The sequence below is a fragment of the Streptomyces sp. NRRL S-37 genome (genome assembly GCF_000721605.1).
Lineage (GTDB): Bacteria > Actinomycetota > Actinomycetes > Streptomycetales > Streptomycetaceae > Streptomyces.
This window is the reverse complement of the sequence record NZ_JOIZ01000010.1, coordinates 49,607-63,321: the sequence shown is the minus strand read 5'-3', so window position 1 is coordinate 63,321 and position 13,715 is coordinate 49,607. Positions and strand designations below refer to the sequence as shown.

Sequence of the window (13,715 nt, the reverse complement as noted above, 5' to 3'; positions counted from 1 at the left end):
GCCCTTCCCGATCTTCTTGGGAAGAAGAAGATCTCCAACTTCGGGCTCGTGATGGGATGAGGTTGCCGTCCTGGACGGTAGCGGCTGGTGCTGCGCGCGAGATCCTCGAAGTCCCTGCGGTCTATGGGTGTAGTTCAGAGCGTGCGGGCGTGCTGGAAAACGCTGTCGAGCCGTTCACGCAGTCCGGGGTCGGGAATCAACTTCACAGCGCGGGTGAAGTCGTCCTGGGCGGCGTCCAGCCGGGGCCGCTGTTGGCGTTCATGGTCGGCGAGGACGGCATTTCCGGCTCCGGTGGCGTCGAGCCGCGCCCGGGCTGCGTAGATCATCGTGAGAGGGAAGGCGAAGCATGCGTGGAGGAACCCGTAGGCGGGCCGCTGGGTGCCGCGCCACGGGGAGAAGTACGTCTTATCGTCGGGGATGGTGATGTGGAGCGCGGCGAGGGCGTCGTTGAGCCAGTTGTGGGCGGCTTCGTGGACGAGGTCGCGGCCCAGCACGGCAGCGTCACCGGTGTGGTCGGCGAAGACGGTCGCCGGGAGCCGTGTGATCGCGAAGCTCCGCAGGGTCTGGTCGGGACGGCGTCGGCCGGTCAGGCAAATCACGGCGGCGTGCGCTTCGACAAGCTCGTCGAGGCCGGTGGCAGCGATGTGGCCGGAGGCATCGTCGGCCAGCGCGGCCAGGGACTGGGCGGCGCCGGCCGTGTCGGGGCCGAGGACGTAGTACGGGGTGTCGGAGTGCGGGCCGCGGATCATCTCGTCCTCGTCCGGGGCGATCACGATGCGCGGGCCAAGGCGAGAGGAGTGGGCCAGGCGAGCAAGGGCGGGGGCAGCGGCGTTGCGGTACCAATCGAGGGTGGTCGCGTCGCGGCGGCGTGCGGCGTTCTCGGCGCCTTCGAGCCGGTGGTGTGCCAGGGCGTAGGCCAAGGGCAGTGCCTCATCGTCCGGCGGCAAGACGGAACCGGGGTCGAGCAGGGTCAGCGCGGCGGCGGTGCGTTCGCGGCGGTGGACGGCAATGACGTCCAGGTCGAGGGCGGCGGCGATGTCGTTCATGTCGGGAGGCTCCTTGGCAGCGGGCCCCGGTGCCGGGCCGTGGGGCGCCGGCACCGGGTCTGTGATGTGGGCTGGCTGGATGGATGGGCCGGCCCGATCAGATGGCGCTGTCTGCCTCCGGGGTAGCCGGGGCCGATTCGGCGCTGGTGGCCGGGGCGTTCCAAGCGTCGGCGGAGACGCTGGAGGTGTGGGCGGTCAGGCGCACGGTGCCACTGTCGTCGCGCAGTTGGTCCACGGCGGCGAGGAACTCGCCACACGCATCGGTCGTCATCTCTTCCTCCGTGGGTTGCAGGGACTGGCCGGGATGCAGTGCCCGAGAGGGCGGGCTGCGGATGAGCGGGGGCATGGCCGGTCAGGCTTCGTTGATCAGCCAGCTGATGAACTTGCGTTCGCGCCCCGCGCGGACTGGCTCGGTGCCGTGGGTGACCTGAGATCCGTACAGCAGAGCGGTGCCGGGGGTGGGGCGCACGTTCCAGCGGGTGCGCGGCATGGTGCGGAACCATTCGGCGGAGTGGTCGGCGCCGTCGTGGGTGAACGCCATGGCCGGGTGGTAGCCATCGCCGCCGTGCTGGTCGCTCCACAGGGCGGGGTGGGAGGTGGTCTCGACGAAGAACTCCCCGCCGTCTTCGGCGTGGTCCAGGACGACGCTGATCCCGGCGAGTTGACGGATCGGGTCGGTGGGGTTGGGGGCGATGCCGTCGACGTGGGGGGTGATGTGCTGTCCGGGCGCGTACTCGACGTACATCCATTCGCGGCAGGAGGTCAGGGCGGGCAGGGCTCGCCGCAGTGCGGGCATCGCCCGCTCGACGGCGTGGGCGAGGATTTTGGCCGCGGTCTCGGGCGGCGGGTGGATTTCGAGGCGGCCGGCAGGCTCGTAGACGGTCATGGCCTGCTCGCTGGTGTGGCCGGGGATGGAGTGCAAGGTGGTCGTGCGCTCCGTGTCGAAGCGCCGGATGCCGTCATCGCCGAGGTCGTAATCCATGGCGGCGGTCAGGGTGGTGATCTCGTCGGGGGTGAGGAAGTTCTCGATGCTGGAGACGGTGAGCGTCTCCGCTATGTGGATCATCGTGCCTCCCGGGTGGGGCGGGGCGGGCGTAGGGCGCAGGCGCATCCGGTGACCGCCGGGGCGTGGCGGGCGACGTGCGTGAGCGTGCGTACGGCCTGGTCGAGGCTGGTGAAGTAGTCGGCCCAGGTGCTGCCGGGGGCCGGGGTGAGGACGAGGTTGAGGACCGGGTGACGGCGGCTGGTGGGGGCGCTGGTCAGTTCGGTGCGGACAAGGTCCGCGGTGACGGCGGCGGGGAGGTAGCCGTCGGCGGCGGCGAGCGTGTGGCACAGCCGGGCGGCGAGTGCGGCGTACTCGGCGCGGGTGCGTGGCAGCAGGCTGACGCGGAATGTGGACGGGGCCAGGCCGGTGCCGGTGTGGGCGTGCCCTTGGCAGGAGTCGTAGGTGACGGCCTTCCAGCTGCGGGTGATCGTGTCGACCAGCGGCCACGCCCGGTCCTCTATGCCGTCGCGCCACTGGGCGTGGAGCGGGTCGAGGTCGTCGGCCGCGTGATCGCGGGGCAGGCCGGCGGCATTGATGTTGCCGTGGTCACTGGCCCGGGGCAGGCCGGCGGCATTGATGTTGCCGTGGTCACTGGCCCGGAGCCGGGCCGGGAAACGGGGAGCTGCTGGATCGTCCCAGCGAGTGAGGAAAGCGTCGACGTCGTGCATGACGTTCGGGGCGACGGGCCGCCAGTGAGCGCGGAGGCAGAGAGCGCCGGCCGGGTGGTCGGGGGCGGCGAGCAGATGAGCCATGCCGTCGATGAGGCGCCCGCGGTGGTCGCAGTACGCATTATCGCTGCCGGTCGCCTTCATCATGCGCCATCGGGTGGCCGTGCACCCGCCGCCGCAGACCGTCCGGTACGGGCAGGGGACGCATTTCGTCATCATCTCCCGTCCGGCGGTGAGCAGCGGGTTGGTGTGCTGGGCCTTGGTGACGTCCGGCTCGCTGCGGGCGGCGGCGAGCGGCAGCAGATGGGCCTGGGGCCAGGGAAGTTCGTCGCACGAGCCGAAGCGGCCGTCGGGGTAGGCGGTGAAGACGTGGGAGCACTTGTGCGCGGCGAAGTGGCAGTGGGCGGTGTCCAGGCCCTTGAGGCGGCGGATGGTGGCGACGGCCGGGTCGAGTTTGATCCGCCGGAAGTGGCCGGCGCCGATCCAGCGGGCAGCGGCCTCGATGACGAAGGTGGCGTACTGCGCGGGAGTGATCGCCCAGGCCGCTCCGTCGGTGCTGACCGCACGGGCCTGGAGGCGGCGGCTGGGGCTGGTACGGCGGCCGGTCGCCGTGAGTGGCTTGGTGACGGTGGTGTCGAAGGCGGGCAGGAGGTGCAAGGCGTGTACGGCGTCGAAGGAGGCAATGTGGTCGATGACCTCCGCGGCGCGGCCCAGGACGGCGGGTGTGACCACGGTGACGATGCCGCAGGTGCGTCCGCGCTCCGCCAGCAGATTGAGGGTGTCCACGATGTGCGGGTAGATCTTGGTGCCGTCGTAGCCGACGCGCCAGGAGTTACCCTGTTCGTCGCCGTCCATGGAGATGCCGATGTGCAGGCCCGGATAGTGGGCGTCGAACAGGTCGAGCCACTCACCGTCCAGCCGCACGCCGTTGGTCTGCAAGTGGACGCGGTGCACGGTGGGCTGGGTGGCGAGTTCGCCGAGGAGCGCGGCCATGGCGTCCTTGCCGACGGTCAGGGGCTCCCCGCCGTGCAGTTCGATCGCGAGTGGCCGCTCACCGAAGATCTGGCCGAGGCGGCGTATGTGCTTGACGGTGATCTGGGCGCCGCCGGGGGCGAGTTTGCGTTTCTCGAAGCAGTACAGGCAGTCGACGTCGCAGGTCTCGCCGCGCAGCTTGAGGACGACGGAGACCGCTGCGGCGTGGTCGGTGTCCTCCAAGGGCCGCCACACTTCGGCGCCGACGGTCGTCGTGGGGGTGGTGAGCGTGCTGGGCATCGGGGCCTCCCCGGCCGCGGGTGGGCGGATGGGTTTCAGGTGCGGGCGCGCCGTGCGGCGGAGTGCTGCCAGGCGCGCATCCGGCCGTCGGTGAGCGGAACGCGGACATCGCCCCGGCGCAGGAACCAGCCGTCGCTGTATCGCTGCGGCAGCCATCCGAAGCCGCCGAGCCCCGCCTCGTCGACCGGCTCCGGCTCGGCGTTGGTGGGCCAGAGCGCGAGCAGGGCGTCGGCGAGGCGGGCCTGGACGGAGGCGAAGAAGGGGCTGTGCGCGGCAGCGCTCAGCCAACGCGGCTCGGGCAACGCGGGCACGGGCCTGAACCGGTCAGCGTCATCTTTGCTCAGCAGGCTGGGCAGCCACTTCTCGCCGAGCAATGGGGCGCCGGCGGCGACGGTCTCGGCCTGGGCGACGACGCGGGCGAGCTGGTCCCACACCAGGTCGGCGTGCGGGTACAGGCCCGCCTGGGCGAGGCCGAGGAGGTCTTCGGACAGGCTCGCCGCGGCCTCGCAGCGGTCCGCAAGTGCCCACCGCTGATAGGTGACCCGCTGCTCGGGGAGCAGGATCTCGCAGGGGTTCGCCTCGTCGCAGACGTGTGTGAGCGGGCGGGCGGTGCGCAGGAGGGTGAGGTCGCCGAGCCGTTCTCGGACCGTGCGGAAAGTGGCGATGTCCTCGCGGGTCACGGCGAACGCGTCGAGAAGCCGTCGCCACTCATTCACGGTCTGCCCGGTCTCCGCCCGTACATCGACGCGGATGCCGCCCAGGAGGCGGGATCCGGGTGCGGCCACCGGTTCGGGGGTGATCAGCAGCAGGTCCACGTCGCTCTGCCTGTGGGCCAGTCCTTCGGCGAGCGCGCCCACCAGCCACACGTCGGCGCCGAAGAACTCCTTAGCCAGGGTGCCGGCGGCCTGCTCGGCGACTTTCAAGCGCTCGCGTAGCCACGGTGTCGTGCTCATCGGACCATCCTTTCTGTACTGGTCAGGGCACCGGCTGCCGTCGTGGCAACCCAGCGGTCGAGGGCTTCGCGGACGTCGTGGCGCTGGGCGCCGATGTGCGGGGTAGCGAGAAGGTTCAGCGGTCCCGGTGTGGTGACGGCGGGCCACAGCGGCAGGTCCGTCGTCTCGATGGGATCGAGGGCGAGACCGCCCAGCCGGTCATCGGCGAGCGCGCGCAGACAGGCGTCGACGTCGAGCGTGCCGAGTCGGCCGACGCAGATCAGCAGCGGGCGCCGCTCGCGTGCCGTGGCAAGGAACTCGGGACCGAACCGGCGCCGGTTCTCGCCGGTGAGCGGGAGCGCCACGACGTGGGCGTCCGCCCACGTCGGCAGCTCGTGGCCGGGGCGGGCGGGCAGGGTGTCGGGCAGGCTGGGCCGGGCCGCGAAGGCGATCTCGTCGACGTACGGAGCAAGCGTGGTGGCGCAGGCCCGACCGACGGGGCCGGCACCCCAAATCGCCACCCTCATACGGGAGATCGGCGGGGCGAGGCACTGCTGCTTCGTGTGCTGCCCCCTGAGCAGAGTGGCGTGCCCGTACGGAATTCGGCGGGCGAGGCCGAGCAGTGCGGCCAGCGCCCATTCGGCGACCGCGTCGGCGGCCGGGGCCGGGTTGCGGTGCACGGTGACGCCGCGTGCGGCCAGGGCTTCGACGTCGAGGCCGTCCAGCCCCGACCCGGCGCGAATCACATGTCGAAGTTTCGGCCACCGGGTCAGGCGCTCGACGTTGAGCCGGTGCCCCGACCTGAGCACGAGCACCTCGGCGCGGGCGGCCAGATTCAGGTCGGCCGTGTCGAGGGAGTCGATCTCGCGGATCACGCAGCCGGGAAGGTGCCGCCTGAGCACCACGGGGTCGGCCGCGCCGGGCACGGTCACGAGCAGCGGGGCCGCCGAGATGCCGCTCACTGCTCCGCCCTCGCTGGCGCGGTGTAGCGGCCGAAGGCCAGGTCGCCAGCGCCGACGATGACCTCCAGCGGCGACGGCGTGCGGAAGTAGTCCTCGCAGGCCGCTTTGACGCCAGGCAGTCCGTTCCACGCCTTCGGATTCGCCTCCAGGTCGGCATAGTCGTCGACGATCAGCGTGCCGCCCGGGGCCATTCGGGGAACGCAGGCGGTCAGGCAGGTGTGGATGGAGTCGTAGTAGTCGCCGTCCAGGTAGGCGAAGGCGATCCGGTCGGGCAGCTGGTCGGGGAGGGTGTCGGCGAACCAGCCGGGGTGGATCACGGGCGGGGTGCGGCCCCAGCGGTCGTGCAGGGCGAGCACCTGCTCCGGCTCGGCGCGCAGGGATCCGGCCGGGAACAGCTCCGGGTCGTGTTCGCTGCGTTCGGGCAGTCCCTGGAAGGAGTCGTAGACATGGACGGGGCGTTCGTGCTGTGCGGTGGCGTCCAGCACGGCCCGCATCCACAAGGCCATGGCACCCTGGTAGCAGCCGAGTTCCACGACGGCTCCGGCAACCTGACGGGTGGCGAGGTGTTCCAGTTCGGTGCGGATGGCGGGCAGCCGGTCCGCGTCCACGGTGTCGCCGTGGTGATCGAGGAGCCAGTCGCGCAGTTCGGCGAGGTTCAGCACGGAAGCGGGGCGGGAGTGCATGGTCACCACCGGTCCACGAGGACGTCGCGGTCGGCCGGGTCCCCGGCAAGCGCGTTGAGCAGTTGCTGGTTGACACGCGGCAGCAGGTACTTGTCCCCGAACTCCTCGAGTGGCACCCATTCGAAGCCGACTTGGATCGGGTCCGGCGGGTCGGACTTGCGCGGCGCGGTGTCCTCGTCGAGGAGCTCGGCGAGGAAGTTGTGCTGGGTCTTGTGGACGGTGCCGAATTCGTCGTTGTACTGCTCGGGGACGTACTCGACGACGAACAGCAGCCGTGAGGTGCGCACCCGGAGCCCGGTCTCGTCCTTGACCTTGCGCACCACGGCGTCGCGCAGCGGCTCGCCGGCCTTCGCCTTGCCGCCGGGCAGGTTGTAGTGGAAGCCGGAGTGGTCGTCGTACGACATGAGCAGGATGCGGCCTTGATGGACGATCGCGGCCTTGACCGACACGCTGATGCGGGGCAGGGCTGTCATGGCGCGGTGTGTTCCTTCCCTCGTCGAGCCCGCCGCGGCCGGTGCCCGGCGGATGCTGGTGGTGCGGGGTTGGAGCGGGACGAAGTCCGTGAAGCAGGGCCCGGCGGCATCTACAGGCAGGCGCGGGCAGCCGGGTCGGCGACCTGCAGCAGGTCGGCGACGTCGCTGAGCGGGATGCCGTCGGCGGTGAAGGAGCCGGTGGCGGAGAAGGAGGCTGCGACCTGGCGCATCGCGGCGAGCGCGGCGCGGGAGAGTTGGTTGGCGTAGATGGCCAGCGCGAAGCCGGCCTCGCCGAGCCGCTGGGGTGCCAGGTGCGGGAACGCGGTGGGCACGGTCACCAGAGGCACGGCGCCCGTCCAGGCGGCGCCGGTGGCCAGGGCCTGGCGGCCGGTGGTGTCCTTGGAGTGGATCAGGATCGCGTCCGCTCCGGCCTGCTCGTACGCGCGGGTCCGGCTGATGGCCTCCGGCAGATCGGTGCCGCAGATCAGGGCCTCGGTCCGCGCGATGAGCAGCATCTCGTGCCCGGCTGCGGCCCGCATCACCGCCAACTGTTCCTGCATCAGCACGGGTTTGGCGAGCTCCTGGGTGCGGTGCAGGGCGAACGAGTTGGTCTTGGGATAGGCACTGTCCTCCAGGCACAGGGCTGCGGCCCCGGCGTGGGCGAGGTCGTCCGCGAAGCGTCGGGCGGTGGCGACCTGGCCGCCGGCGTTGTCGACGTCGACGATGACCGGCAGCGGCGCGGTGCGGGTGAGGGCCCGTACGACGTCGGTCAGGTCGCGGGGGCCGAGCACATTCTCGTCCGGCAGGCCCAGGGCCGTGGAGACTTCCAGGCCCGACACCCACAGGGCATCGAACCCGGCCTCCACGGCGACCTTGGCCGCCACCGCGCTCGCGGCGCCGACGGCGCGCAGGGGCGTGCGGGCTAACCGGGCCTGGGCGAGGCGGTCCTTCAGCGCGGATATGTCCACGTCCGTGTGCGTGCTCACTGGGCTCCTTCGGACAGTTCGGGGAGCAGGCCACGCTGGTCGAGGGCCTGCCAGGCGGTGTGCAGGACGGTGGCGCGGTCCTGGGCGGCGTCGATACGGACCACCGGGCCCAGGGCCGGGTAGGCGGCGGGTTCGGCGGTGACCGTCTGGTAGACCTCCCGGACGCGGGCCTGGATGTCCAGGACGTCCCAGTCCGGGCGGGTGGCGTCGCCCGAGCGGGCGGCGGCCCGCTCCATGGCGGCCTCGGGTGAGATGTCGAGGACCAGCGTGAGGTCGGGGATGACGCCGAGGTGTTCGGCGAGGTGGGGATAGGTCTCCTTCGGGCTCCGGTCGTGCTTGACCGCGAAGAAGGCGAGTTCGGACAGCAGCCACCGGTCCGCGATCACCGGGCGCGCCGGCAGCGACGGCGCGATCAGTCGGGTGGCGGTGGCCTGCTTGTCCGCGGCGAGCGCGGCCAGATAGCGGTACTGGTTGTCGGCGGACGGCTGGTACTTGCCCTCGACCAGGTCGGCGGCCACCGATGCGTCGAGGAAGTTGGTGGTCAGCACCGCGAGCGGGGTGACCCGGTACAGGCCCTCGAAGAGGCGGAAGAGCCCCTTGCGCAAGGTGGTCTTGCCGGTGCCGTCCAGGCCCTCGACGACGATGAACGGGTTGCGCGCGTTCTGCATCGGCTCACTCCACCTGCCCGGCGCCGGTGCCTCCGGCGTACTTCGCGAACCGGCCGCGCCAGGGGATCGACGTGGTCACCAGGTCCACGAGCCGCAGCTCGCCCAGCTCCTCCAGGAGCGCCGGCAGCTTCGGCTCGATGACGATTCCTTCGGTGACGGCCCGGCAGTACGCGAGCCGGACCGCTTCCTCACTCGCGTCGTGCCGCAGCTGGTGGGCGAGGACGCGTTGAGCGGTGCCGAGTGCGACGACGCGGACCGCCTGGCGCAGTGTGTCCGGGCCGACGGTGTCCTTGATGGGCGTGAGGCTGCTGTGGTGCACGCCGAGGTGCCGGATGGCGGCGAAGGCGCCGACCCACCAGGCCGAGGCGGCGGTGACCGCCCGCACGGCGCCGCGCAGCGCGTCGTCGGTGACGCCGGGCAGAAGCAGGGCGTGGACGTCCTCGGCGGCGCCGGCCAAGGGGCTGACCGCGGCGTCGGACCGGCCGTGCTCGGCGGGCAGATCTACCCAGGCACTCAAGCCAGCCGCGTCGATGAGCGCCAAGGTCTGTGCGGTGGGCACCTCGGCAGGACGGGCGACCAAGGCAGAAGCCCGGATGCCGGTCCCCGCTGTGTGCGTGGTGAGTTGCTCGCGCAGCTGCGGCAGGTGCAGGGCGAGGCGCTGGACGTGAAGGCCGTCAGCGAGTACCTCCCACGACTCGTAGAGCGTAGGCGGGGGCGGCGGGGAGGGCTGCACGAGGTCTCCTTGGAATGGCACAGGTGCGGGGTGTACGGGCATCGTGGCCACGGGCCGAGGCAGGTTACCGGCCTCGCAGGGCTGTTCCGGGTCGGCGGCACGATCGTGCTGAGCCGGTTCGGCGCCAGGGGCCGGCAGGCAGGCCCATGTCACCGAGCCGCAGCGATCGACATCGGGCCGTCGGCCCCAGCGCAGGCACAGAGCCTCGACGATCTCCAGGCCGCGGCCGTCCTCAGCGTCCGGGCCCGGCCGCGCGGCTACCAGCTCACCGTGCGGCTGTGGGTCGAAGACCTCCACATGCAGCAGCGCGTGCTGGCGGCGCAGGCGCAGACGAATCCGCTTGGCCTGTGCGTGCTGCACCGCGTTGGTGAACAGCTCTGAGACGACCACCTCGGCCGCCTCGACGGCGTCCACCTCCACGGACCAGGCCGTCGCGGTGCGCCGCAGGAACCGACGGGCACATCCGGCCATCTTCGCGGTGCCTTCCAGCGTCGTCTCACGGGAAGTCACCGGCTGTGCCGGTCGCGGGTGAGCATCGGTCGGCTCGGGGCGTCGGGTCACGGTGACGCTCATCTCGGCGCCTTCGGGCGCAGGATCACGGACACGGGCATGTGGGGGTCCTTCGTCGGCATGGGGGCGACCGCGACGGTGCGCGGCCGGTGCTTCAAGGACACCGCCACGCTGAACCAGTGCCCAGGTCTTCCAACGGCCCCTCGCCGTCCGGGAACCGGCCCTCGATCGGCCTTTTAGCGGCCTTCTCACCGGTCATCGGCCTTTTGATCAGGCCGACGGCTCCCATCGGATGCAGGCCGCCACTACGGTGGGTGAACACACGTGAGGACTCCCGCCGGGGGACGTATGAGCGAGGCAGCACGCGGTAACCGCCACCTCAAGCGGGAGCGCCGACGCATGCACCTGACACAGGAGCAGAACGCCGAGAAGCTCACCAAGCTCGCCGCGGCGATGTACGAGACGGGCGAACTGACGAAGCGCACGTCCGTCAGCCCCCGGCAGTTCCGCCGCTGGGAGAGCGATACTCCTCCGTGGCCCCACCCCGACCACCGCAAACTCTTAGAACGCTTCTACGACAGACCGATTCACGAGCTCGGCTTCAGCCCGACCGGAGACACCGCCCCGAGCACTCTCGCCGTCACCGAGCCGGTCCCGCCTGTCATCCGCACGGAATTCGAGACCCACGATCCAGTGAACCGCCGCCAACTCTTCGCCACCGGAGCCGCCGCGCTCGGCTCCGCTGCCGGCGCCGGCCTGCCCTGGCTCTCCCCCACCGCCTCGGCAGCACCAGGCGATGACGAGCTGCGGGTCAGCCACGACGACGTGGAAAACCTCCGCTCCGCCGCACACGACCTCGACGCCCTCGACCAGCAGTTCGGCAGCGACCGGCTGTGGCGCGGCGCCCGCAACCAGCTCCTGTGGCTCCACCACCTCATCGACCACGGCACCTACAGCGAACCCATCGGCCTGGAACTCCATGCGATTGCTGGCCAGTTGACGACCTCGCTCGGGTGGTTCTGCTACGACGCCGACCGGCAGACCGAGGCCCGCGTCTTCTTCTCCGAAGCCCTCAACACCGCGATGCTCGACGGCGACGACGCCCTCGCCACCCGCACCCTGTCCAACATGGCCCGCCAGTCCGTCGACCTCGGCAAAGCCCGCGAAGCGATCCGCTTCTCCCGCATCGCCCAGGCCCACGCCACCGAGTGGTCCGCGCCGCCCCGCGTCGCGGCACTGCTGGCCATCCGAGAGGCCCAGGGGCACGCTCGCCTCGGCGACGAGATCTCCGCGGGCAACGCCATCAAGCGGGCCTGGAACCACTTCGAACACGGCACCAGCCAGCGCGATCCCGACTGGACCGGCTTCCTCAACGAGGCCGAACTCACCTGTCTGGAAGGCATGTGCCGCCTCGACCTCGGACAGCACCGGCAGTCCGTCAAACTCCTGGACCGCTCGGCGCAACTCCAGGACATCGCGCGCTCCCGCAACCGCGGCATGTGCCTGGCCCGCCTCGCCTACGCCGCCCTCCAAGGCCACGACCTCGACCACAGCGTCCACGCGGTCGACGAGTCCCTGCAGCTGATCGAAGGCGGTATGACCTCCACCCGCAACATCAAGCAGCTCACCCTCGTCCGCAACGGCCTGAGCCTACACAAAGCCCACCAGCCCGCCCGCGAGATGGCCGAGCGTCTCACCGCATACACCGCGTAAGCACCCGATGAAGGGAACCCAACACCGTGGCGGATATCGACCTCGCTCTCCAGCACTACGGCGGGGACGCGGCCAAGGCGATCGCCGACGAACTAATCGACACGTACGCCGAGATCTATAACGTCCCGCCGTACGCGGACGATCCGTTCTTCTCAGTCGCCTCCTACGCGGACCGGCTGCATGCCGCGTTCACCATGACGGGCTTCGAAACCGTCACGGCACGCCTCGACGGGCAGCTGATCGGCTACGTCCACGGCGTTACCCTATCCGCCGACAAGCCCTGGTGGACCTCCCTCGGCGACGCTCGGCCAGCCGACGCACAAGCCGCCGCCAAGGCCAAAGAGATCTTCTGGCTCCGTGAACTCATGGTCCGCCCCGCCCACGCCAACCACGGTGTTGGCCGCCGCCTCCACGACGCCGTCATCGCCGGCCGCCGCGACCAGCCCTGGACCACCCTCACCTGCATCATCGACAACGAGCCGGCGCACGGTGCGTATCTCCGCTGGGGCTACCAGATCATGGGACGCATCAAGCACGCCCCCGAATCCCCCGTGTACGACGCGATGCTCCTCCGCCCCGCCTGATCGCTGGAACACCTGCCGCCTGCGTACAGCCGCAGGCGGCAGCATCGCCATGCCCGCCGCCCATAACGCTTGAGCAGTATCTCTCCAGTGCGACTTCACAGAATCGGTCTCGTGGCGCCGAGCAGGATCTCTGCGATCGGCGTCCAGGTGCAGCAGCGGCGGTCGAGGTCCTGGTGCACGTGGACAGCTACGAGACGGCTGATGGTGATCTCGACGCACTTTGACCATTCTCGGGGAGGCACACGAGATGCTCCCCACCCTCTCCGGCCGCCGGGCTGTCCTGCTCACTCGGCGCCGCCCCACTGCGAGCCCGGAGACATCGGGCACAATCGATAGGGTGGCCGGACCCGACTGCTGCCCCGGCGGCAGGCCCACCCCTCTTGGAAGGACCCCGCAGTGAGCCAGCACCGTCTCGCCCGCGCGGCGGTGTTCTCTGCCGGATCCTGGGGCACCGCCGTTGCCAAGATCATGGCCGACGCGGGCAGCGACGTGACCGTGCACGCCCGTCGTGGCGAGATCGCCGACGCGATCAACCGCGGGCACCGCAACCCCGGCTACTTCCCGGACGTGGACCTGCCCCCGACGCTGACGGCCACGACCGACCCGGCCACCGCCCTGGACGGTGCGGATTTCCTCGTACTGTCCATCCCTGCGCAGTCCCTTCGGGAAAGCCTCGCCTTGTGGACGCCGCACATCGGACGCGACACCGTGATCGTGTCGCTGATGAAGGGCATCGAACGCGACACCGACCTGCGGGCGAGCGAGGTCATCACCGAGGTGACCGGCATCCCCGCCGAGCGGGTGGCCGTGCTGTCGGGGCCGAACCTCGCCCGCGAAATCATGGCCGGACAACCCGCCGCCGCGACCGTCGCCTGCCCCGACGAAGCCACCGCTATCCGCGTCCAGCAGGCGTGCCACACCAGCTACTTCAGGCCCTACACCAGCACCGACGTGACCGGCTGCGAGCTCGGCGGCGCGGTGAAAAACGTCATCGCGCTCGCCGTCGGCATCGCCTCAGGCATGGGCCTGGGCCACAACGCGCAGGCCATGCTGATCACCCGTGGCCTCGCGGAAACCACCCGGCTGGCCGTGGCGCTGGGCGCGCACCCCGCCACCCTCGCAGGACTGGCCGGCCTCGGCGACCTCGTCGCCACCTGCTCATCCCCGCTCTCCCGCAACCGTACCTTCGGCAATCACCTCGGCAAAGGGCTCAGCGTCGAAGAAGCGATCGCCGCCACCCGGCAGACCACCGAGGGTGTCAAGAGCGCCGAGGCGATTCTCGGCTTGGCGCAGGCCCACGGCGTCGACATGCCGATCACCTACGTCGTCACGGCACTGTTGAGTGGCAAAGTCACGCTGGAGCAGGCCACGGCCGCGCTGATGCAGCGTCCGCCCAAGCCCGAGCGCTGACCCTGACGGCTCCGCGACCACGGGGTCGCA

The 13,715-nt window shown here is 70.8% G+C and carries 14 protein-coding genes; 3 read left to right on the top strand and 11 right to left on the bottom strand.

Going from position 1 to position 13,715, the window contains the following annotated elements; all coding sequences use genetic code 11:
- Positions 1 to 134: 134 nt before the first annotated feature.
- The 11 genes from IH50_RS0116505 to IH50_RS39800 all read right to left on the bottom strand — a co-directional run bounded on the left by IH50_RS0116505 (position 135) and on the right by IH50_RS39800 (position 9,978).
- Positions 135 to 1,046, bottom strand: a complete 912-nt coding sequence (locus tag IH50_RS0116505) for an aKG-HExxH-type peptide beta-hydroxylase (RefSeq protein ID WP_030861988.1) — start codon at positions 1,044 to 1,046, stop codon at positions 135 to 137.
- A gap of 97 nt (positions 1,047 to 1,143) precedes the next feature.
- A complete protein-coding gene (locus IH50_RS42035) occupies positions 1,144 to 1,317 on the bottom strand; it encodes a hypothetical protein (RefSeq protein WP_199822094.1) in 174 nt (57 codons plus the stop codon).
- 81 nt (positions 1,318 to 1,398) lie between these two features.
- Positions 1,399 to 2,112: a 2OG-Fe(II) oxygenase gene (locus tag IH50_RS0116495; RefSeq protein ID WP_030861984.1), complete on the bottom strand. Its 714-nt coding sequence runs from the start codon at positions 2,110 to 2,112 to the stop codon at positions 1,399 to 1,401.
- The gene (locus IH50_RS0116490; protein WP_051767338.1) at positions 2,109 to 4,031 is read right to left on the bottom strand and encodes a radical SAM/SPASM domain-containing protein; all 1,923 of its coding nucleotides are present in this window, start codon (positions 4,029 to 4,031) and stop codon (positions 2,109 to 2,111) included. Before IH50_RS0116490 ends, IH50_RS0116495 begins: the two co-directional genes overlap by 4 nt.
- Before the next feature lie 35 nt (positions 4,032 to 4,066).
- Positions 4,067 to 4,984: a nucleotidyltransferase domain-containing protein gene (locus IH50_RS0116485; protein WP_030861980.1), complete on the bottom strand. Its 918-nt coding sequence runs from the start codon at positions 4,982 to 4,984 to the stop codon at positions 4,067 to 4,069.
- Entirely contained in the window at positions 4,981 to 5,925 is a 945-nt protein-coding gene (locus tag IH50_RS0116480) for an NAD(P)-dependent oxidoreductase (RefSeq protein WP_051767336.1), read from the bottom strand. The genes IH50_RS0116485 and IH50_RS0116480 overlap by 4 nt, the downstream gene beginning before the upstream one ends.
- Complete coding sequence (locus tag IH50_RS0116475) at positions 5,922 to 6,608, bottom strand: TylF/MycF/NovP-related O-methyltransferase (RefSeq protein ID WP_030861975.1); 687 nt, start codon at positions 6,606 to 6,608, stop codon at positions 5,922 to 5,924. Before IH50_RS0116475 ends, IH50_RS0116480 begins: the two co-directional genes overlap by 4 nt.
- Before the next feature lie 2 nt (positions 6,609 to 6,610).
- Complete coding sequence (locus IH50_RS0116470; RefSeq protein WP_030861973.1) at positions 6,611 to 7,081, bottom strand: NUDIX domain-containing protein; 471 nt, start codon at positions 7,079 to 7,081, stop codon at positions 6,611 to 6,613.
- A 110-nt stretch (positions 7,082 to 7,191) separates the two neighbouring features.
- Complete coding sequence (locus IH50_RS0116465) at positions 7,192 to 8,067, bottom strand: isocitrate lyase/phosphoenolpyruvate mutase family protein (protein WP_234328174.1); 876 nt, start codon at positions 8,065 to 8,067, stop codon at positions 7,192 to 7,194.
- Positions 8,064 to 8,735 (bottom strand): dTMP kinase, encoded by a 672-nt coding sequence (locus IH50_RS0116460; protein WP_030861968.1) that lies wholly within the window; start codon positions 8,733 to 8,735, stop codon positions 8,064 to 8,066. The genes IH50_RS0116465 and IH50_RS0116460 overlap by 4 nt, the downstream gene beginning before the upstream one ends.
- Positions 8,736 to 8,739: 4 nt before the next feature.
- A complete protein-coding gene (locus tag IH50_RS39800; protein ID WP_158801250.1) occupies positions 8,740 to 9,978 on the bottom strand; it encodes an ATP-binding protein in 1,239 nt (412 codons plus the stop codon).
- A gap of 399 nt (positions 9,979 to 10,377) precedes the next feature.
- Between IH50_RS39800 and IH50_RS0116440 the strand changes: the two genes are divergently transcribed.
- The 3 genes from IH50_RS0116440 to IH50_RS0116430 all read left to right on the top strand — a co-directional run bounded on the left by IH50_RS0116440 (position 10,378) and on the right by IH50_RS0116430 (position 13,685).
- A complete protein-coding gene (locus tag IH50_RS0116440) occupies positions 10,378 to 11,691 on the top strand; it encodes a hypothetical protein (RefSeq protein ID WP_030861962.1) in 1,314 nt (437 codons plus the stop codon).
- 26 nt (positions 11,692 to 11,717) lie between these two features.
- Positions 11,718 to 12,275 (top strand): GNAT family N-acetyltransferase, encoded by a 558-nt coding sequence (locus tag IH50_RS38785; protein ID WP_051767335.1) that lies wholly within the window; start codon positions 11,718 to 11,720, stop codon positions 12,273 to 12,275.
- A gap of 396 nt (positions 12,276 to 12,671) precedes the next feature.
- On the top strand, positions 12,672 to 13,685 hold the full coding sequence (locus IH50_RS0116430) for an NAD(P)H-dependent glycerol-3-phosphate dehydrogenase (RefSeq protein ID WP_030861959.1): 1,014 nt from the start codon (positions 12,672 to 12,674) through the stop codon (positions 13,683 to 13,685).
- Positions 13,686 to 13,715: the final 30 nt, after the last annotated feature.

Excerpts from the sequence above, each read along its gene's own strand:
- IH50_RS0116490 (WP_051767338.1), bottom strand. The coding sequence starts at position 4,031 with ATGCCCAGCACGCTCACCACCCCCACGACGACCGTCGGCGCCGAAGTG.
- IH50_RS42035 (WP_199822094.1), bottom strand. The coding sequence starts at position 1,317 with ATGACGACCGATGCGTGTGGCGAGTTCCTCGCCGCCGTGGACCAACTG.
- IH50_RS0116440 (WP_030861962.1), top strand. The coding sequence starts at position 10,378 with ATGCACCTGACACAGGAGCAGAACGCCGAGAAGCTCACCAAGCTCGCC.
- IH50_RS0116495 (WP_030861984.1), bottom strand. The coding sequence starts at position 2,112 with ATGATCCACATAGCGGAGACGCTCACCGTCTCCAGCATCGAGAACTTC.
- IH50_RS0116460 (WP_030861968.1), bottom strand. The coding sequence starts at position 8,735 with ATGCAGAACGCGCGCAACCCGTTCATCGTCGTCGAGGGCCTGGACGGC.
- IH50_RS0116485 (WP_030861980.1), bottom strand. The coding sequence starts at position 4,984 with ATGAGCACGACACCGTGGCTACGCGAGCGCTTGAAAGTCGCCGAGCAG.
- IH50_RS0116470 (WP_030861973.1), bottom strand. The coding sequence starts at position 7,081 with ATGACAGCCCTGCCCCGCATCAGCGTGTCGGTCAAGGCCGCGATCGTC.
- IH50_RS0116475 (WP_030861975.1), bottom strand. The coding sequence starts at position 6,608 with ATGCACTCCCGCCCCGCTTCCGTGCTGAACCTCGCCGAACTGCGCGAC.
- IH50_RS0116505 (WP_030861988.1), bottom strand. The coding sequence starts at position 1,046 with ATGAACGACATCGCCGCCGCCCTCGACCTGGACGTCATTGCCGTCCAC.